Source organism: Oceanirhabdus seepicola, from assembly GCF_023684385.1.
Taxonomy (GTDB): Bacteria; Bacillota; Clostridia; order Clostridiales; family Clostridiaceae; genus Oceanirhabdus; species Oceanirhabdus seepicola.
In genome coordinates, this window is sequence record NZ_JAGSOJ010000002.1 from 547782 (window position 1) to 568462 (window position 20681).

Consider the following 20681-nt stretch of genomic DNA (forward strand, 5'->3'; position numbering starts at 1 on the left):
CGAAAGTGAAGAAGACTTCTGCCATAGGGCAGAAGTCTTTTTATTTCTTAGAAAATATATGAGATTGGAGTTATAGCTGTTGCCACACTCTCTTAAATCATGTGTTACAACTTAATTACTTAGGCGGATATCCGCAGGCTATTTTTTTTAATGCGCATATGAAGTAATCTATTTCTTCAAAGGTATTATACATACCTAAGCTTATGCGAACAACGCCATAACCTTTACCACTATTATATGCCTCAAAAGCCTCTTCGTTAGATAGACCTAACAAAAATTGTACATACAAATCTGCTCCCACCGTACCCTTACCTATTTCTATTCCATAGTCTAATCCAAGCTTACTAGCAACAGTTTTAAAACTAATGCCTTTTAAATTAAAAGATATATATGGAATACCCACGAAAGGAGAATTATCATCGTATATTTTTATACTAGGGACCTCTTTCATCTTGCATAACAAATATTTATAAAGTCTTCTCTCATACTTATCTATATTAGCTAGTCCTACCTTCATTAAAAATTGAAGTGCTGCACGCATAGTTATTATACCTAGCACATCAGGATAACCGGCTTCATATTTTTTTGGAGGGTCGGAGTATATTATTTGAGAGCTATCAATAAACTTTGTGATTCCTGAACCAAAATCAAGTGGTAGATATTTCTTTAGGAAATTGAAAGGCCCGACTAGAGCACCACCATCTAAACCAGAATAGGCTTTATGGGCACTGAATGCTACAAAATCAATGTGAGCTTCACAATCATGCGGTTTCATTGTGAAGGGGAAATGTTGAATCACTTGAACAACATCTACAAAAATTTTTGCACCATATTTGTGAGCTAGTCTTGCCATCGTATAGTATGGAGGAATTACTCCGGTAACATTTGAGGCACCGGTTACTGTAACTAGCTTAACTCTACCCTGATATTTTTCAAGCTTTGATACATAGTCATCTAAATCAATATTTCCATTTTCACCAATCTTAATGAGTTCGGTTTGCATCCTTGTTTTATAAGGAAGGTAATTTGCAAGGTGTTCCATAGTTGTTGAAAGTACAACTTGGTCAGGAGCATCTTGAAAGAATACTTGAGCTAAAACATTAATAGCTTCAGTTGAGTTTTTTGTAAATATAGCAATATCCTTATTTGGGTCACCACCAACTAATTCAAGAATGACATCTCTAGTTTCTTCGTACATTTTAGTAATAATTTCAGAGTTAGATGAAGGTACATCTATATAAGTGTAAATAGGAAGAAGGCTACAAAACTTCTCCATTGCAGGCTTTAGTATTAAGGTGGTAGCTGAATTGTTAAAGTAAACCCTTGGGGTAAATCCTGTTGTAGTTTCAATTGGGGTATTAGCTCCTATAATATACTTCTTTAAATTTAGATTTGTAATATTAATCACCTCTTTTAAAATAGGAGTCATAATATTATATAATTTTTAATATGTATATGTTACTTAATAGGGGAATAATATATTATATAAAGATTTATGAAGAAATTTAGTAGCACAGGAATATTAATAGGTTTTTAAATACAAAAAAACAATAGTTTTTTATTTGTCTTCTTCTAGCAAAATATTGTAATTTAAATACAATATTTTATCCAAAGATAAAATAAGTAAAAACCTATTGTTCTCCATTATCAATTATACATTTGTTTTTAAGGGTTGATGTTTCTATTCCACATAATTATTGCATCTTCACCAGTGTCTTGATAGTATTTTTTTCTTCTACCCTCAACTGCGAAGCCTAAATTTTTATAGAAGTTTTGAGCAACTAGGTTATTTTCTCTAACTTCTAAAGTAATGCCAATAATATTATTATCAGCACAAAATTTATACATGCACCTTAATAATTTATCACCTATACCACTACGTCTGTGATTTGGATGTACGGCTACATTGGTTATATGTGCTTCATCAATAATAACCCACATTCCACCAAATCCAACTACTTTATCATTTTGTAGAGCTACAAAATATCTTGCAAGTTTATTTTCTAATTCTTTCTTAAAATCTTCGATAGACCACTTTACTTTAAGACTATTAATAAAAATATTGTATACTTCATCAATATGTTCAAGTTTCATTTCTGAAACAACGATTTCATTCATAAGTTTTCACTTCCAATTTTTTTGCGGTTATTTTATGTATAGATGACTTAAAAAGACTAAATGTAAGATATTCTGAAGTATGAAGAATATCCTCAATATTTGTTCTTTATTCTTTGTTCTCTTTTCTTTGTAGTGATATCTTTTCTTCGTATTCTCTTTCAGCTTGAGACTTTATAAGATAAATAGGTGCACTATCATATAAATTATCATAATCTCCTTTTTCTAAAAACTCACGGCCGATGAATGCTAAAGATGATGCTCTAACTATATTGTTATTGTATGAAGCAATAACAAAGTTTGGGCTTGAATTGAGGATTCTGTCCTTAAATTTCTCAGTGCAATCACCAATGAATGTTACTTGCTCTTCATGAGAATTAAGCTTTTGTAGAAGATTATCAAGAGCTGATCTTGATACATCTTCAATCTTAATCATTTTGCCATGAGAATCGAATCTGTAAATACCATAATAAACATTATCTCTAAGAGCATCAATTATTGAACAGATTATTCCATTGCTGTGAGAAAGGTTAAAGGCAAGTGAATCTAAAGTTGAAACACTAACGAATGGTTTTTTAGTACCATGACTTAATCCTTTTATAGTGGACATTCCAATTCTAAGACCGGTAAAAGACCCGGGCCCTTTAGAAACAACAAAACCATCAACGTCCTGTAATGTTGAACCACAGTTAGAAAGAAGATTATGGATTATATCCATCATGATAACTGAATGTTGCTTTTTATAATTAAAAATAATTTCGCCCAGTAAACGAGTATCATCTATTAAAGCACAAGAAGCGCATTGAGTAGATGTATCTATACTTAAAATCTTCATAGGGTAATCTCCTTTATATAATCATATCTTGTATCAGAGTATTGAAATTTTATCTCTCTAAAATTTTCACCTTTTGAAAGATCTTTTGAGATCTTTATGTAAAGAGCGGAAGGTGGAATTAATTCATCTATATAATTTGCCCACTCAATAACACTCACACCATTACTAAATATATATTCATCAAAGCCTATAGCGGCAATTTCATCTGGATCATATACTCTGTAAACATCGAAATGGTATAATTTTAATCTACCTTCATTATATTCATTTACTATATTGAAAGTTGGACTTGTAATATGTTCATCTATGCTTAGACCAGAGGCTATACCTTTTGTTAAATGAGTTTTTCCGGTACCTAAATCTCCTTCAAGGCATATAATATCTCCAGGTGAAACCTTTTCACCTATTTGTTTACCAATATCAAAAGTTTGTTCTACAGAATTAACTAATAACTTCATCTTTTCACCTCCAATATATTTTAACCTAAAAGGTCTTAAAAGCAAAGGAATCATTATATACAACTATTTTATCTATTTAAAGCTTCATGTAATAGTTTAACCGCTTTTATACAAATTAAATTATCGCTTGCCATTTCTTTTAAAATATCAAATGTTTTTTCTTGAGATAAACCGTTACGATATGGTCTATCTTCTGTTAAAGCTTGATAAATATCGCATACAGCTAATATTCGTGATTCTAATGAAAGATCTTTATCGGTTAGTTTGTTTGGGTATCCAGTACCGTTCAACTTTTCATGATGGTTACTAGCCCAAACTCTAACATCATCAAATCCCTTTATAGGTGATAAAATTAAGTTTGTATAGTACGCATGAGACTTTACTGTATTAAACTCAGAATTTGATAGAGAACCATTTTTATTTAGAATTTTAGATGGAATCGCAAGTTTGCCGATATCGTGAAATAAACCTGCTAGCTTCATTTTTTGGCACTTATTTTCATTAAAACCTATGTATTTTGAAACTATATAGGAAAGATCTGCAATCTCCCTAGAATGCTTGGCTGTAAAAGGACTTTTCTTATCTACTATTTGAGAGAAAATATAAGCGATTATTTCTATCTCATCTAGTGTAAGTGTTCTTACAATTCTTGGAGAGATGGTTTTTATCAAACTAGGTATTTTAGCAATATTAGATAAGTTTAACCAAAAAGAATCAGTTGAAGCAATATTCATAAATGCTTGTGTAATTGTACTAGAAAAAACTACGTTATTTTTAGATTTAACCCAAGAAATAATATCATCACGGTTAAGTAGTTTTTTAGAATTAGTAGCAAATTTAATGGCTAATATATCTGCTAAGCGTATTATTTGACTACCTATTGGAATAGAATTTCCTTTAAGATTCAAGGGGCCTGAACCATCCCAGTTCTCATGGTGACTCCTAATAATCTCAGAAATATTATCAAAAATCTTATTTTGTAAAAGATTAGCTCCTGTAATACAATGTCCTAAAATAAATTCATGGGTGGCGTGGCTTTTCTCTAATGCTTCAATGGCACCAATATCATGTATTAAGGAAGCTAAATAAATATCTTCTACTAAATATTTATTCAAATCTAATTCTTTGCATAATTCTAATGCTATATAGGTTGTCTTCTTTGAGTGATCTAGAAAACTCTCTGTAGTATAATGTATATTAGTTTCACTATCGAAAATTTGATTATCATCAAAAGTACTCATCTCTGCTAAATCCAGAGCTAGAGACATACTGTTAAGAACTTCTTCAAAATTATAATTCATAAAACACCTCTGAAAAATTTAAATTAATACATAGTTTATATTATCATATAGTAATATATTATCCAACAAAATATATAGCTCCTAATTAAGGAATTAAGAAAGAAATCGTGTAGAGAAACAACAAAAGATAGATTATGGGTACTTGATTTATAATGAATGTTATAAAGTTATAATATTTTGAATTTTACGTAAAATAAAAAAGGTATTGCATGTATGAAAATTTCATGATATACTAATTCTTGTCCTTAGGGGTATAGTTAAGCGGCATAACCATGGTCTCCAAAACCATTATCGGGGGTTCGATTCCCTCTACCCCTGCCATAAGAAAGAACTTGATTTAATCAAGTTCTTTCTTTTTTTTTATTTTTTTATTTTGAAAAAATTAGGAGATGTATATGAGTATCTTTATGGTAAAATAAAGATATATTGAGTTAATGACTTTCAAAATGAGGTAACATCAGCTGTAAAAAATAATAACAAATCATAACATTTAATGACGAATAGTTCTAATAATAATTTCAAGAACGGATATACTTATTTTGAGGTGATAATGAATATGGATATAATGATAAGTATATCAGAAGTAAGTAAATTCACAGGTGTTACCCAAAAGACACTTGAAATATGGGACAGTGAGGGAAAACTTAAAGCAAAATATAAAACAGAAGGTGTAAGAGATTAATGAAAATAACAATGAAAGCAATATTGATTAATCTGAATGATGATCAAAAATCAATAATTGATAATATGATGTTAATATTTTGCACTGCTATTAGATATTCATTTAATAGATTACTAGAAGAAACAATTAAAAAAGGTGAATTAGAAAAAATAGTAGCCAATAAATACAATTTAAATATTCGTCAATCCAAGGATGCTGTTGAAAATGCAAGACAAATAATAGCTTCTCAGAAAGAGTTATTGAAAGATAATATTAATAATTATAAATCTAAAATAAAAATTATTGAAGAAAAATTAAAGAATGAGAAGTTATCTAAAAACAAAAGAAGTGCTTTATTAAGCAAACTAGATAAAAGAAAAAGAAGATTGGAATATTTTCAATCCTTTGAGGATAACAATACTATTCCACCAGTGACATTTGGTAGTAAAGAAATGTTTATTAAAAGATGTAAAGGGTTGATAAGCAACCAAGAATGGAAAGATTGTAGGAATAATAAATTCTATTCAAGAGGAGATAAGACAAAAAAAGGAAATCCTAACTTAAGAGTGGTTGTCTATAATGGAATGAGTTTTTTAGAAATATCAACATTAATGAAGACAAAATCAAATAGAGCAATAAAAATTCAAGTACCTATATATTTACCACAAAAACTATCTAAAAAAACAGGTAAAGTTAATGGTAATAATTATAGAAAAATGTTTTTAAATCATCTACAAAGTGGAGAAGCTTATCAAGTTGAATTAATAAAGAAAAATGGAAAATGTTACGCACACATCACTTTTGAATCACCTAAATCTGAGGTCGTATATACAGGACATAATGGGATGATTGGCATAGATACTAATCCAGATGGTTTTGCTCTATCTATGATTGATAATAAAGGTAATTATAAATGGCACACATACCTAAAACAAGGAGAATTGCAGTACGTAAGAAGTAATAGACGTGAAAACCTTTGTGGAGAGCTTACTAAACAAGTAACCTTAATTGCTAAAACTTATGGATGTGGAATTGCCATAGAAGATTTAAAATTTAAAAATGATAAAGATGTGCATAGTAAATTTTCAAGAATTAAGCATCAATTTGTATACAGTAAATTACTAAAAATGCTTGAATCAGCTTGTATAAAAGAAGGGGTTGAAATAGTTAAAGTTAAACCACAATTTACAAGCAAAATAGGGTTGTATAAGTATTGCCATCAGTACGGAATGGTAGTTCATAATGGTGCAGGAATGGTTATAGCAAGGCGTAGTTATGGTTTTAAAGAAAAAGTTTCTAAAATATTGAAAGATGTATTAGTAAAAGATTTAGATAAATTTAACAAGAAAAATGAATGGGCAAAATGGTCAGAAATAAATAAAAATATAAAAAGAAAGGCAGGTGACAAGCCTGATTTATGGATAGTAAATAGGAAGAAACTATTAGGGATAGCAAGTTATAATTAACTTTAATATAAATGAAAACTGCCAAAGTACACCTAGTAGGAAAGGCTTTGGTGGATAAATATTATTAGGGGCTGAGTAACACTCGCAATTCTGTTGTACTTTATATGGAGATAGTAACATTGCTTATTATTGAAGTATGAAGGCTATAGAGATTCAAGTTCAATAATTTATTTATACATGTACAAAATATCTAGAAGTGTGCTGATTTTGATTCAAGTATAAATAAAAATTCACTATGGAATCTCTATATGTGGAATTTTAGTATAACGGTACTAACTTAAGTAGTTGAATCCTGTGACACTACCGCCTTATTGTCGGATAAGGTGAAAAATCATATGGATAGTACATGTTACTATTTGTTATGGTTTTAGAAATCAGGGGTTGTATATGGAAACATACGATTTGATAGTAATTGGTGGCGGACCTGCAGGGATGTTTGCAGTGGCTCAAGCTAAAAAGAGGGGATTAGATAATATACTTCTTATAGAGAGAGATAAAGAGTTGGGTGGAATGTTAAATCAATGCATTCATTCAGGATTTGGAACAGGAGAATTTGATAAGGAACTTACAGGAACAGAATTTGTCCATAAGATGGTAAAGAAAATAGAGGAATTGAATATTGATTATTGGATAAATACATCAGTATATGATATTTCAGATGATAATATAGTATCTACAGTTAATTCTGAAAGAGGAATAAAAAAAATAAAAGGGAAAGCTATAATACTTACAACAGGTGCCATGGAAAGACCTAGAGGATCTATGAATATTTTAGGAAGTAAGATTGCAGGTGTTTTTACAGCTGGATCAGCACAGCGATTCATAAATGAACAGGGAGTGTTACCAGGTAAAAATGTAGTTGTTTTAGGTTCAAGAGATATTGGTATGGTTGTGGCGAGGCAGTTAAAAATTGAAGGATGTAATATATGTGGAATATTTGAGTTTAGAGACCATGTAGGAGGAACTGCAAAGGTATATAATAGATGTTTAAGCGATTTTAATATTCCAATAAAGTTTAAACATACTATAATCAGTTTACATGGTATTGAGAGACTTCAAGGAGTTTATATAGCACAAGTGGATGATCGAAATAGATATATTGAAGGAACTGAAAAATTTATAAAGTGTGATACATTAATTTTATCAGTTGGATTGGAACCTATACATGATTTGGCCCAAAAAGCTGCTATAAGGGTAAATGATGAAACAAAATCACCTATTATAAATAGCAATTTTCAAACATCAAAAAAAGGTATATTTGTTTGTGGGAATGCTCTACACATACATGATTATATTGACAGTATAAGAGAAGAAGTTAAGGATTGTGTGAAATCAGTAGTTAGATATTTATCATCAGAAACTTCTAAAGAGACATTTGTTATAGAGGTAACCCATGATGAGAATATTAAATATTCAATACCGCAAGAAATAATACTTAATGATGTGAATATTGATGCTAAGAAAAACTATGCATTAAAAATAAAGGTTAGAAGAAAGAAAGAAAATGTCACTATAAAGATTCATTTAGCTGATAAATTGATATATAAGGAGTCTATGAAAGAATTTACACCTAGTGAGACTAAATGGCTATATCTTTCAGAAGCATCTCTTTTTGATTATAAGAGTGGGGATAAAATATATATATCAGTAAATGAAGTTAATGAATAGTAGGGGGATTTCTAAATGATAATTTATTGTAAAAGATGTACTATGGGATGTGAACTCAAGGTTAATGAGTATGAGGGAAACATAAGTGTAGAAGGAAATCTGTGTAAAAAAGGTGCTACATATGGAAAAGAAGAATTTGTAAAGGGAAAAAGAGTACTTACATTTAAAATCCCCATAAAGTACGGATATTTTGATAAAGTTCATGTAAAAACAAGTGGTAAAATATCAAAGGAACTTTGGGAAAACGTATATGATTTAGTGTATTCCTTAGAGTTAGAGGCTCCAATAGAATTTGGGGAAGTTATTGTGGAAAATATACTTGGTACAGGAATTAAATTAATATCAGAAAGAAAAATTGATAAAGAATCATAATTATTAATAAGATTGACCTATATGTGTATCAAAAATAATATTCACATATAGGTCAATAGTTTTATAAAAAACTGTTCAAATATAAAAAAGATTTAAAAGATAATAACTTTATTATTTTTAAGTACGTATATATTACAGAGAAAATAATTCCATACAGAGATAAAGTGGGAATAGGAGGGGTTTTATGAATAAAAAGAAGATTATTTCTATTATAATTTCTACTACTATGTTAGCAGGAATAACTATCAATGCATTTGCAATGGATAATAATGCTACTGTAAAATCAGAACAACTAAAGATAACTAAGGTTTCAACAAAAAAGGTGGAGACTATAGCAGAAGATAAAGTAAAAGAATTATCAAAGAAATATTTAAAAGAATTTTTTGGTATAGAGATTACTGAGGAATATACAGCTAGTGCTTATTTAAATAATTATACTGGAACGGAGAAACCTTTGTGGAATGTGAATTGGTCACTTCAAAGAGAAAAAGAAAATATCAATATTAATACTGCAATTGATGCTATTCATGGTGAGCTGATAAGTATGTCAAAATATAATTATGGAGCACAGAATTCAGAAATACCTAGTATTTCTTATAGTGAAGCAAAGGAAATTGCTTTAAAGAAAATGAAGGAAATATGCCCAGATAAAGCAGCAGAAACGATGATTTTAAATGATAATATGACTTTTAACGGTAACTATGGTGAATATACCTTTAACTTTGTTAGGGTAAATCAAGAGGTTGCTTATGAACAAAACAATATATCATTCTCAATTGATGGACATTCTGGTGAAGTAAAAAAGTTTAATATAAATTGGGATGATAATGCTCAATTCCCAAAAGTAGACAAGGCTATATCAGTATCAAAAGCTGAAAACTTATTTGTTGATGGCATTGAGTTTAATTTAGTATACAATAAGTATAGAAATAAATATAGATTCCAAGATGAAGAGAATTTAAAAAACATTAAATTGGTATATGATATTCTGTTGAATAATGGAGTATACATTGATGCAGTTAGTGGAAAAGCTTTCTTCCAATATGATAATAAAAATAATGAAAAAAAAGAGATTGACTTAACTGAAAAAGAGATGAAAGAAATATTGAATAAGTATAAAGAGCTTAAAGAATTAGATGAGGATTTAACTCAAAATGAAGTTGAGAAAATAGCTGTTAAATTTATTGAAGATAATATTGGAAAAGATTTCACATTAAAAAACGCATATTTTGATTCTAATGATAGAGAAAAAGAAAAGGGCTGGTCTTTAAATTATACAAAAGAAGAAAAGTATGATGGGAAAATAAAAGATGATGTTATTAATGAAAAAGATGAGAAGAAAGAAGAGTATAAGAAAATAACAAATGTAAGCATTTGGATTGATGCTGTTACAGGGCAGATTAAATCTATGAATCAATATAGTCATATAAGAAATGAAAATGGAATGGGATATTATTATAATGATGAGGAAGAGTTTGAAGCTAAAGTGACATGGGAAGAAGGGTATAAGAGAGCTGTAGAGATAGTTGGAGAATATTATGGTGATAAGATTAAAAACTTAGATTACCATGTTGAGAAACAAGTTTATACAGATGAAAAAGGCAATCCTAGACAGGAAAGAAGATATAACTATACATTTAATAGAGTGGAGAATGGAATTCCTTTTAATGAGAACAGTATAAGAGTTACTATTGATGCTGAAGACGGAGCATTAACAAGTTTGAATAAAGATTGGTATAAAGATGGAGAGTTTGTTTCTCCAAAGAAGAAGCTTTCAGAAAAAGAAATAGATAAAATATTTAGAGATAAATATGACCCACAATTAAAATTTATAAAGAAAGATAATAAAATCAATTTGGTATATGAAATAAAAGGAAATGAAGATATATATGCTTTCAAAGATTTTGATGCTTTTGATGGAGATATATTAAATTACAATGGGGAAGAGATAATTGAAGATACAGAAGCATTCTTCAAGGAAATAGAGAATAGTAAAGTTAAAAAGGAATTGGAAATATTAGCGTACAGTGGACTTCTTGATATTAGAGATTTTAAACTAGATAAAGAAGTTACTAATAAAGAAGTTATTAAATTAATTGTTGATGCATATGGATATAGACCTTATGTTGTAGAAGATAACAGAGGATATAATATGGCTAAAGAGGACTCAGTAGCTATGGATAAATCTGAAGATAGTAATGAAACACCTCAAAATGGTTATGACCTTACAGATAAAGATTATATAGAAATGGCAAAATTCTATGGAATAATTGATGGTGAAATAACTGAAAAAATATTAAATCAGAAAGTTGATAGAGTAGATTTAGCTAAAGCTATGATTAAGTTTACAGGATATGAAGATATAGCTAAGATCAATAACATCTTTAAAGTAAATGCAAAAGATGAGGGCGATATTCAAGAGGAAATGAAGGGGTATGTGGCACTTTCATTAGGGTTTAGTATTCTAGAAACAGAGAATGGATATCTAAAACCAAACACTGAGATATGTTATGAAGAATTATGTTCAGCTCTTTATAATGCTCTTCAAAATAAAAAGAATAATAATAACCCGTACCCAATTCCATACTATAAAGCTATAGATTAATAGGAAATAAAGAACAAATAATGATACTTTTGAGCAAAGCTGAAAACTTTTAATTAACGAAAAGATTATAGATAAAAGGTAAACAATGAAAGAGTTTTCTGGAGCACGGGATACCGTGCTTTTTTTATCTATAATATATTTTTTTCTGACATTAGGAAGAAAAATTTCTTGATTTGTTTTTAATCTTTCTTCTTTGTTCTCTTGTATATATATACAATTAAGAAATTTAGGTTATAATAAATTAAGGTATATTCAAATAAGTAACTAGTCATAGGTTTATAGTGTATACTTCATCTTTGACTTGTTATTTATTTTCATATGCCTAAAGTAAATATTTAGTATGGTAGTGGTTAATTAAAATCGTAATTAGTATTAATATTTGTTTAAGTTTGGGGGGGTTGAAATGAAGAAAGTACAAATTTATTTAAAGAATACTAAAGAACCTACAGAGATATTAGGGGATAGAATTGATATATTGGAATATGAAAGAGATGGAATAGAATATTATCAAATAAGATACTTCAGAAAAGGGTTCTCTAAGAGTATTTACATAGAAAAGAGAGACGTGAAAAAAGTAATAGAACAAGAATAAATTTTTAAGAAACTGAGTAATTATGGTATAATAGTATAGTGTTATTATAGAGATAAAGAATATTAAGAAGTAAAAGGATGGTTAAAGATGGATAATATTGGACGCGAAGCACAAGAAATGGTTGGATTATTGGAAGAAAAGCAGAAATTGCTTTCAAAAAAAATTAATATTAAAGTTGAAAAGAATCTTAAATTTAATGAATTATGTGATTTGACAACTAGAGATGATATGAATAGCATTGCTGAAGAATGGGAGATTGGTAAATGTTCTAAATTAAAAAAGAAGGACTATGCCGATGTTATTAAAGAAGCGCTTACAAAAAAATTAAGAGATAGATTGTTAAAAACAGATAAGAGTGTTATTGATGTTCTTAAACATATGGTTGATAATGAAGGATATGTTAAAAGTAAAGAATTATTAAATCTAAATACTGAAGCAATTTTTTATTTGAAGAACAGTGGAATAATATTTTTAGGTAAAGAAAATGATGAAGCAATTACAATGATTCCAAATGATATAATTGAGGATATAAGAAATATAATCGAAGATAAGAATTTTGTTAGTGAAATTGAAGAACAAGATATTATCTTAAGAGCTACTAGAGGAGTTTTATACTACGTTGGAATAGTAGAAGTTACGGCTCTTAGAGAATACTTAACTAAAATATTAGATATGGATATATCAGTTGATAATTTGAAATCAATTATAAAAGAAAATGAAAAAATTCATCATGAGATTAAATTTCTTTCAGAGTTGGATGAAGTTGGAGAATATGAATTTGTTGCAAATAGTAAATTAAGTAATCCAGTTAAAATGTTATATTCGCAAAACGCTAATAATTGTGGATATAAAGCATTTACTAGAGAACAATTAATTGAAGCGGGACAGCCGAACTTTTCTGAGTGGTACAATGAACATACAGCATTATATAACTATATAGTTAAAAACTATGGTTTAAGTGATGTAGAAGGTAAAATGCTTGTTGCTGCAGTAATAAATGGATTGAAAGATGGATCAACAATAGAACAAACAATGGAAGTTCTAAATTCATGCTTTAATTTTGAGGCTAATAAAGAAAGAAAAGAAGTAGAAGATATAGTTATAAAAATGCAAGGGGCTACTAGAGTGTGGGCTTTAAGAGGATATACGCCTTTAGAAGCAGGTGAAACGAAAACTAAAACTAAAACAGTTGTTAAAAATCAAAAAATTGGAAGAAATGAAAAATGCCCATGTGGTAGCGGTAAAAAATATAAAAAATGCTGTGGAATTAGATAATATGAAATTAAATATTAAGCGATTATCAAGTGAGGCAATTTTGCCTAGCTTTGCCAATAAAGGCGATGCTGGGCTTGATATGTTTTCTATAGAAGAGAAAATAATATTACCTGGAGAAAGCGTCTTAGTTTCCACTGGAATAGCTATTCAGTTGCCAAGAAACACAGAGGCTCAGATTAGACCAAGAAGCGGATTGGCGTTGAAGCATAGTTTAACAGTATTAAATACCCCAGGGACTATTGATGAGGGGTATAGAGGCGAAATAAAGATAATTTTGATAAACCATGGTAAAAAAGAGTTTAAGGTTACTAAAGGGATGAAAATTGCTCAAATGGTAGTTAAGCCAATTTTGGATATTGAAGTGATTGAGGTTTCGACACTAAGTAGTAGCGAAAGAGGAATTGGTGGCTTTGGTTCTAGTGGTAATTGATAAGAAACTATGCCAGGTGTATCAAACGTAGAAAAAACGAGTAAAATAGAACAAAATAAAAAAAATAAGAGATATTTAATTAAAATGGAAAAAAAACTCTTTGCTAAAAGAGAATTGTGTGATAAAATAGTCATTGTCTTAAAAAAACATTTTAAAATTTAAGCGATGATGTATCGGGGTGTGGCGCAGATTGGGAGCGCGCGTGCTTTGGGAGCATGAGGCCGCAGGTTCGAGCCCTGTCACCCCGACCACTTATGCGGGTGTAGTTCAATGGTAGAACTCCAGCCTTCCAAGCTGGTAGCGTGGGTTCGATTCCCATCACCCGCTCCATTTTAAAAAAATAACGTGCGTCTTTAGCTCAGCTGGATAGAGCAACGGCCTTCTAAGCCGTAGGTCGGGAGTTCGAATCTCTTAAGGCGTACCACCTGCGGGTGTAGTTCATGGTAGAACTCCAGCCTTCCAAGCTGGTAGCGTGGGTTCGATTCCCATCACCCGCTCCATTTAAAAAAATAATGTGCGTCTTTAGCTCAGCTGGATAGAGCAACGGCCTTCTAAGCCGTAGGTCGGGAGTTCGAATCTCTTAAGGCGTACCACCTGCGGGTGTAGTTCAATGGTAGAACTCCAGCCTTCCAAGCTGGTAGCGTGGGTTCGATTCCCATCACCCGCTCCAAAAGTTACTAGATTTAATTTAGTAACTTTTTTTTATATATAAAATTATAGTATAATGAATAGATGTATTTATAGAATTTAATTAGGAGGATGAAGATATGATTTTCACTAGAATGGCAAGATTCGTAAAATATATACCGGATAGTATACTAGTACCTATTGCTAAAAAAATAGTTGATAGATATATAAAAAAATATGCCAATATAATTGTTAGTGGTGAAGAAAATCTTAAAAGTATTCAAGGACCTGTTATTTTTGTTTGCAATCATTTGAGTAATGCTGATGGGCTCATTCTAAATAAATTACTAAAAGATCATGATCCAACCTTCATAGCAGGGATAAAGCTATCCAAAGATTTTATGACAAATATTGGGATGAAGATTGTTAAAACAGTTTCTATAAAGCCTAATTCAGCAGATAAGGATGCAATGAAAAAAATTATACAGATACTTAGAAGTGGCGATAATATTATGATGTTTCCTGAGGGAACAAGAAGTAGAGTTGGAAGTCTTATAAAAGGAAAGAGTGGAATAACTATTTTATGTAGAATGGGAAAAGCATCTATTGTTCCAATTGGAATGAGTGGTACTGAGAAGCTAATGCCGATAAATGAAGAAGGAAAAATGAATGCAGAGAAATTTTATCATTCAGATGTAAGCGTAAATATTGGGGAACAGTTTAAAGTGCCAGAGAGAAAAAAAGGAGAAGATAAAAAAGAATACGAAGAGAGAGCAACAGATTTCATTATGTACGAGATAGCGAAATTATTACCAAAAGAATATAAAGGGATATATAAGTAAAAGATAAAGAGGAATTGAGAATGGAAAATGGAGAATGTAGGATGGTTCTGACTGATGTCAGAACCTAAATTCTATTGGTTAAGAAAAAAGAGGGTTTTACTCGTTTCATCAATCCTTCTTCATTATCAATTCATCATTTGTTTTTGTGTGTTATATAGTACAGTAATAAAGGGCTGTGCAAGAATAATAAAATAATAATTCATTTTATTATTTTATTACAAAAAACTACACTAATAGTGTATAATATGAGTGAAGATTTAAACCAACGTAATCTATATATGTCTAGGAGGTAACTGTTGTGACAAGTAAAAGATTAGATATGTTTTTAAATGAAGGGTTAAAAGATTTAAGAGATAAAGGGTTATATAATGTAATAAATCCAGTTGAGGGGGCTAATGGTCCGATAATTTCAATTGATGGTAAAGAACTTATTAACCTTTCAGCAAACAACTATTTAGGGTTAGCTACAAATTCAAGAATGAAAGAAGCTTGCATTAAAGCAACAGAAAAATATGGTGTAGGTTCAGGAGCTGTTAGAACAATTAACGGAACTCTAGATATCCATATTAAACTAGAGGAAAAATTAGCTGAGTTCAAGCATACTGAAGCAGCAATAGCTTTCCAATCTGGGTTCAACTGTAACATGGCAGCAATTCAAGCTGTAATGGGCAAAGGTGATGCTATATTATCTGATGAATTAAATCACGCATCAATTATTGATGGATGCAGATTATCAAAGGCAAAAGCTATCAGATTTAATCACTCTGATATGGAAGACTTAAGAAAGAAAGCAAAAGAAGCTAGAGAATCTGGTGAGTATAACAACATTATGGTTATTACAGATGGAGTATTCTCAATGGATGGTGATGTTTGTAAGTTACCAGAAATTGTTGAAATTGCAGAAGAATTTGACCTTATCACATATGTGGATGATGCTCACGGTTCAGGAGTACTTGGTAAAGGTGCAGGAACAGTTAAGCACTTCGGTTTATCTGATAAAGTTGATTTCCAAATAGGAACTTTATCAAAAGCAATAGGTGTTATAGGTGGATATGTTGCTGGTAAAAGAAACTTAATTGACTGGTTAATGGTTAGAGGTAGACCTTTCTTATTCTCAACAGCAATTACTCCAGGAACAGCAGCAGCTTGTATTGAAGCTGTAAACATACTTACTGAGAGCACTGAGCTTCATGATAAGTTATGGGAAAATGGAAATTACTTAAAAAAGGGATTAAAAGAGTTAGGATTTGATATTGGTGCTAGTGAAACTCCAATAACTCCATGTATAATTGGTGATGAGAAATTAACACAAGACTTCTCTAGAAGATTAAACGATGAGGGAGTTTACGCTAAGTCGATTGTATTCCCAACTGTACCTAAAGGAACAGGAAGAGTAAGAAATATGCCATCAGCAGCTCATACAAAAGAGATGCTTGATAAAGCAATTGCTATATACGAAAAAGTTGGAAAAGAGTTAGGCATAATCTAATTTTAGGCTTATGAGAATAAATAAGAAGTCAAAGATACACACTACAGTCCTATGACTAGTTATTTATTTGAATATGACTTATTCGCGGAGGAGAAGAACATGAAGAAAATATTAGTAACAGGTGCTCTTGGTCAAATAGGAACAGAGCTAGTTATGAAGATGAGAGAAATCTATGGTAATGATAATGTAATTGCTACAGATTTAAGAAAACCAGAAGGAAATAATGTAGTAGAATCAGGACCATTTGAGCTTTTAGACGTTACAGATGGAGCTAGAATGAAAGAAATAGCTAAAGAATATGAGGTTGATACTTTAATTCATTTAGCAGCATTATTATCTGCAACTGCTGAAGCAAAGCCAATGCTTGCATGGAATATTAATATGGGTGGACTTGTAAACGCACTAGAAACAGCTAAAGAGTTCAACTGTAAATTCTTCACACCAAGTTCAATTGGAGCGTTTGGACCAAGCACTCCTAAGAAGAACACTCCACAAGATACAATTCAAAGACCAACAACTATGTATGGTGTGAACAAGGTATCTGGAGAGCTTCTATGTGATTACTATTTTCATAAGTTCGGTGTAGACACTAGAGGTGTTAGATTCCCAGGACTTATTTCATACGTTGCACCTCCAGGAGGCGGAACAACTGATTATGCGGTAGATATATTCTATGAAGCATTAAAAAACAAGAAGTATACTTCTTATATTGCTGAAGGTACATGCATGGACATGATGTATATGTCAGATGCAGTTCAAGCAATAATAGATTTAATGGAAGCAGATGCAAGTAAACTTAAGCATAGAAATGCTTTCAATATAACTGCTATGAGTTTTGAACCAAGTGAAATCGCTGCAGAGATTAAGAAACACATCCCAGAGTTCGAAATGGACTATGATGTAGATCCAATGAGACAGGGAATTGCTGATACTTGGCCAGATTCAATTGATCCAACTGCTGCTAAAGAAGAGTGGGGATTCAAAGCTGAATTTGATTTAGCTAAGATGACTGCTGATATGCTTCAAAAGCTAAAGGAAAAAGGAATAGATCAAGAGTAAATAACAAAAACCCAGCATTGCTGGGTTTTTTTAATGGTTTTTGTTTTCAATGAATTAATCTACGGAAAATATAGTTTAATGTTGTACTTTGTAATTAAATAGTAACCATTTGTAATTAAAATGTTACTATTTTCTGCAAATTTTTTGATATTATTATATCAAGATAATCGCATTATAGGATGAAGGGAGAAAGATAAAATGTTTAGTAACAGTATTACTATATCAATTAGTGGTCTTATATTAATTATTATGTTGGTAGCACTTGGTTTTAGTTTCTATATAATGAAAACTATAAATAATCTTAAAAGGGATTTTAAAGAGGGTGAACCAACAGGGACATTTGAGTCAGAGGTTTTAAAGAATATTGTTAAAAAATATAGAAGAGCTGGAGAAAACAATGTAGGTGAAATCAATACTCAAGCAATTATTGAGAAGGAGTTCAATGGAAGATTAAAGATGTTAAATACAGCTGAAAGGTTTGTGAAGCATTCAAGTTCATTGATGATTATTTTTGGTCTATTAGGAACTTTTGCAGGATTAACTATTGCTGTAAGTAAGTTAGTATCAACTTTAACTGTAAATCAACAAAGCATTGAAAGTGTAAGTGGTGTAATTGATGGATTATTAAGTTCAATTGGAGGAATGAGTGTTGCTTTTACAACTTCATTAGTAGGTATTATAGGTTCAATAATAATAACACTTATCAAAGTAGTCATTAATCCAGTACATATTAGAGAAGAGTTAATGGTTATGACTGAAGAGTATTTAGATAATGTTATAGCAAAAGAGTTTATAAAAGAAGAAGTAGATAATATTGATGAAGTTGAAGAGAGATTTGAGATATTATTTGATAGAGTTACAGAACAGGTTGAATCAGGATATAAAAGAGTTATTGAGAGATCTGTTTCGGGTCTTTTGGAAGTGGTTAAGGTCATGGAAACGAATGGTGCAAATATCAACACAAGTGTGGATAAATTTGATAAAACTATAGACAAGTTTGTTGCTAATAGTAGGGAATTTTCAGAGTTTAATCACCATTTAAAAGATAATATATCAAGAATGAATGTGACCCTTAGCGATTTCACAGACAATATAAAAGAGAATATTACTGAGAATATAAAAGAGAAAGATATCTCTAGATAAGAAGGTGATTATATGAAAAGAAGGAAGCGTTATAACGAAGGAGAGTCAGTAGAAAATTTTTGGCCATCTTTCACAGACATGATTTCAACCATTGCCCTTATTTTGTTCTTGCTTGTATTCTTAGCATTTATTCAGCAAATAGTAACAGGAAGTAACTTGGAAGTTAAAAAGCAAGAACTTGAGTTGACTACAGCAGCCTTGAATAAAGAAGAAGAGAAGCTATTGTTGATGAAACAAGAATTAGAAACGACTAAAGCTGAAGTGGAACAAGGACAAAAGGCACTTCAATTGTCAATAATTCAGAGTGAGGAGCAAAGAAAAATTATTGCTGAAAGTAATCTTGAACTTGGAAATTTAAGAGCAAAGCTTCAGAGTGTGGCTCTTATAAGAGTAAATGTATTGAATCAAGTTAAGGAAGCTATTGAAAAAGAATTGGGAGAATCTAGTGGAGAGAATTTTGTTACAGTAGCAGAAAATGGTAACTTGATTTTAAATGAATCTATCCTCTTTGATTCTGGATCATATCAGATAAAAGAACAGAGTAAGGAAATTCTTAATAGACTTGCAATATCTTTTCAGAAGATATTGCAGGATAAAGAAACAAGAAAATATATCGATGCTATAGAGATTCAAGGTCATGCGGATGCTAGAGCAGGAACAATATCTAATAGTATGCTTTCATCTAATAGAGCGACTTCTGTTGTTGACTACTTAATGAGTGTAAATCCTGTTCTTGGAAAAGAATATGGTGAATATTTTGCAGCTAGTGGATACTCATCATACAGACCAAGAGTTGAAGGAGATAATGCAGAAGCTTGGGAAGCTAATAGACGTATCGAGATATCCGTTATTGTAAAAGACCCAGCTATTAAAAATCTAATCAATGAATATTTAGAACAAGAGTAATGAAAAGCACGCATTGGCGTGCTTTTTTTTTATGGATAATGGATAATGTACAATGGAGAATGATGGACATTTTACATTATTCATTATCAATTTCTTTTAAAATTGCCTTGTTTGTGGTACAATAATTATTATTAAATAATAAAATGTTGTACTAACAAAAAACAATAAAGACGGTGGTTGGATGAAAAATAAAAAAGAAATAGATCAGATACTGGATTCATTAGAAGAACTATATCCAGATGCGCAATGTGAATTAAACTATAGAACTCCATTTGAATTGCTTGTGGCTACAATGTTAAGTGCACAGACTACTGATATTAAGGTAAATCAGGTTACTGAGAAATTATTTGAAAAATATCAAGGCCCTAAGGATTTTGCTGAAGCTTCAACAGAGGAACTTGAAAGTGATATTAAAGTTATTGGCTTATACAGGAATAAAGCTAAAAATTTGAAGAAGATGAGTGAAGTGATTTTAAGAGATTACAATGGAATAGTACCTAATACTAAAGAAGAGCTTGTGAAATTAGCTGGAGTAGGAACTAAAACAGCTAATGTTGTACTGAGCAATGCTTTTAATGTTCCAGCAATTGCTGTAGATACTCATGTGTTTAGAGTGGCAAATAGAATAGGGCTTGCGAAAGGGAAAGATGTTAAGGTTACAGAAGAACAATTAAGAAGGAATGTTAAAATTGATAGATGGTCTAGAGCGCACCATTTATTGATATTCCATGGTCGAAGATGTTGTAAAGCTAGAAAGCCAGATTGTGAAAATTGTAAGATAAACTACACATGCGAGTTCTTTATATAAGAGATGAAAACATAATTGAGAACTTACAA

The 20681-nt window shown here is 30.6% G+C and carries 19 protein-coding genes and 7 tRNA genes; 21 read left to right on the top strand and 5 right to left on the bottom strand.

All coding sequences use genetic code 11. From position 1 onward, the window contains the following. Positions 1 to 115: 115 nt before the first annotated feature. The 5 genes from KDK92_RS10120 to KDK92_RS10140 form a co-directional block, all read right to left on the bottom strand. On the bottom strand, positions 116 to 1429 hold the full coding sequence (locus KDK92_RS10120; RefSeq protein ID WP_250859141.1) for an aminotransferase class V-fold PLP-dependent enzyme: 1314 nt from the start codon (positions 1427 to 1429) through the stop codon (positions 116 to 118). A 236-nt stretch (positions 1430 to 1665) separates the two neighbouring features. Next, positions 1666 to 2118 (bottom strand): ribosomal protein S18-alanine N-acetyltransferase, encoded by a 453-nt coding sequence (gene rimI / locus KDK92_RS10125; protein ID WP_250859142.1) that lies wholly within the window; start codon positions 2116 to 2118, stop codon positions 1666 to 1668. Positions 2119 to 2224: 106 nt separating this feature from the next. Then, positions 2225 to 2950, bottom strand: a complete 726-nt coding sequence (gene tsaB, locus KDK92_RS10130) for a tRNA (adenosine(37)-N6)-threonylcarbamoyltransferase complex dimerization subunit type 1 TsaB (protein ID WP_250859143.1) — start codon at positions 2948 to 2950, stop codon at positions 2225 to 2227. Next, the gene (gene tsaE / locus KDK92_RS10135) at positions 2947 to 3408 is read right to left on the bottom strand and encodes a tRNA (adenosine(37)-N6)-threonylcarbamoyltransferase complex ATPase subunit type 1 TsaE (protein ID WP_250859144.1); all 462 of its coding nucleotides are present in this window, start codon (positions 3406 to 3408) and stop codon (positions 2947 to 2949) included. Before tsaE ends, tsaB begins: the two co-directional genes overlap by 4 nt. A 68-nt stretch (positions 3409 to 3476) precedes the next feature. Beyond that, a complete protein-coding gene (locus tag KDK92_RS10140; RefSeq protein ID WP_250859145.1) occupies positions 3477 to 4709 on the bottom strand; it encodes an HD-GYP domain-containing protein in 1233 nt (410 codons plus the stop codon). 247 nt (positions 4710 to 4956) lie between these two features. Between KDK92_RS10140 and KDK92_RS10145 the strand changes: the two genes are divergently transcribed. The 21 genes from KDK92_RS10145 to nth all read left to right on the top strand — a co-directional run bounded on the left by KDK92_RS10145 (position 4957) and on the right by nth (position 20652). Further along, positions 4957 to 5030 (top strand) — tRNA-Trp (locus tag KDK92_RS10145). A gap of 235 nt (positions 5031 to 5265) precedes the next feature. Continuing rightward, positions 5266 to 5391 carry a MerR family transcriptional regulator gene (locus KDK92_RS10150; protein ID WP_250859146.1) on the top strand — a complete coding sequence of 42 codons (126 nt, stop codon included), beginning with the start codon at positions 5266 to 5268 and terminating at the stop codon, positions 5389 to 5391. Then, complete coding sequence (locus tag KDK92_RS10155) at positions 5391 to 6836, top strand: IS200/IS605 family accessory protein TnpB-related protein (RefSeq protein ID WP_250859147.1); 1446 nt, start codon at positions 5391 to 5393, stop codon at positions 6834 to 6836. The genes KDK92_RS10150 and KDK92_RS10155 overlap by 1 nt, the downstream gene beginning before the upstream one ends. 387 nt (positions 6837 to 7223) lie before the next feature. Next, positions 7224 to 8504, top strand: a complete 1281-nt coding sequence (locus tag KDK92_RS10160; RefSeq protein ID WP_250859148.1) for an NAD(P)/FAD-dependent oxidoreductase — start codon at positions 7224 to 7226, stop codon at positions 8502 to 8504. 15 nt (positions 8505 to 8519) lie between these two features. Continuing rightward, positions 8520 to 8876, top strand: coding sequence for a DUF1667 domain-containing protein (locus tag KDK92_RS10165; protein WP_250859149.1), 357 nt, complete (start codon positions 8520 to 8522; stop codon positions 8874 to 8876). A 184-nt stretch (positions 8877 to 9060) separates the two neighbouring features. Then, a complete protein-coding gene (locus tag KDK92_RS10170) occupies positions 9061 to 11481 on the top strand; it encodes a hypothetical protein (protein WP_250859150.1) in 2421 nt (806 codons plus the stop codon). 403 nt (positions 11482 to 11884) lie between these two features. Then, entirely contained in the window at positions 11885 to 12073 is a 189-nt protein-coding gene (locus tag KDK92_RS10175; protein ID WP_250859151.1) for a hypothetical protein, read from the top strand. Positions 12074 to 12160: 87 nt separating this feature from the next. Further along, positions 12161 to 13348: a YecA family protein gene (locus KDK92_RS10180; RefSeq protein WP_250859152.1), complete on the top strand. Its 1188-nt coding sequence runs from the start codon at positions 12161 to 12163 to the stop codon at positions 13346 to 13348. A 1-nt stretch (position 13349) separates the two neighbouring features. Then, positions 13350 to 13778 carry a dUTP diphosphatase gene (gene dut / locus KDK92_RS10185; RefSeq protein ID WP_250859910.1) on the top strand — a complete coding sequence of 143 codons (429 nt, stop codon included), beginning with the start codon at positions 13350 to 13352 and terminating at the stop codon, positions 13776 to 13778. A gap of 174 nt (positions 13779 to 13952) precedes the next feature. Beyond that, a tRNA-Pro gene (locus KDK92_RS10190) sits at positions 13953 to 14029 on the top strand. A 5-nt stretch (positions 14030 to 14034) separates the two neighbouring features. Beyond that, positions 14035 to 14108 (top strand) — tRNA-Gly (locus KDK92_RS10195). 17 nt (positions 14109 to 14125) lie between these two features. Continuing rightward, a tRNA-Arg gene (locus KDK92_RS10200) sits at positions 14126 to 14202 on the top strand. 3 nt (positions 14203 to 14205) lie between these two features. Further along, a tRNA-Gly gene (locus tag KDK92_RS10205) sits at positions 14206 to 14278 on the top strand. 16 nt (positions 14279 to 14294) lie between these two features. Beyond that, positions 14295 to 14371, top strand: a tRNA-Arg gene (locus KDK92_RS10210). Positions 14372 to 14374: 3 nt separating this feature from the next. Then, positions 14375 to 14448 (top strand) — tRNA-Gly (locus tag KDK92_RS10215). A 97-nt stretch (positions 14449 to 14545) separates the two neighbouring features. Beyond that, entirely contained in the window at positions 14546 to 15247 is a 702-nt protein-coding gene (locus tag KDK92_RS10220) for a lysophospholipid acyltransferase family protein (RefSeq protein WP_250859153.1), read from the top strand. 298 nt (positions 15248 to 15545) lie between these two features. After that, the gene (locus KDK92_RS10225) at positions 15546 to 16736 is read left to right on the top strand and encodes a glycine C-acetyltransferase (RefSeq protein WP_338115253.1); all 1191 of its coding nucleotides are present in this window, start codon (positions 15546 to 15548) and stop codon (positions 16734 to 16736) included. 99 nt (positions 16737 to 16835) lie between these two features. Continuing rightward, entirely contained in the window at positions 16836 to 17795 is a 960-nt protein-coding gene (locus tag KDK92_RS10230) for an L-threonine 3-dehydrogenase (RefSeq protein WP_250859154.1), read from the top strand. 198 nt (positions 17796 to 17993) lie between these two features. Continuing rightward, positions 17994 to 18938 carry a hypothetical protein gene (locus tag KDK92_RS10235; RefSeq protein ID WP_250859155.1) on the top strand — a complete coding sequence of 315 codons (945 nt, stop codon included), beginning with the start codon at positions 17994 to 17996 and terminating at the stop codon, positions 18936 to 18938. Positions 18939 to 18950: 12 nt separating this feature from the next. Further along, positions 18951 to 19844, top strand: coding sequence for an OmpA/MotB family protein (locus KDK92_RS10240; protein ID WP_250859156.1), 894 nt, complete (start codon positions 18951 to 18953; stop codon positions 19842 to 19844). Between the two features lie 181 nt (positions 19845 to 20025). Next, on the top strand, positions 20026 to 20652 hold the full coding sequence (gene nth, locus KDK92_RS10245) for an endonuclease III (RefSeq protein WP_250859157.1): 627 nt from the start codon (positions 20026 to 20028) through the stop codon (positions 20650 to 20652). Positions 20653 to 20681: the final 29 nt, after the last annotated feature.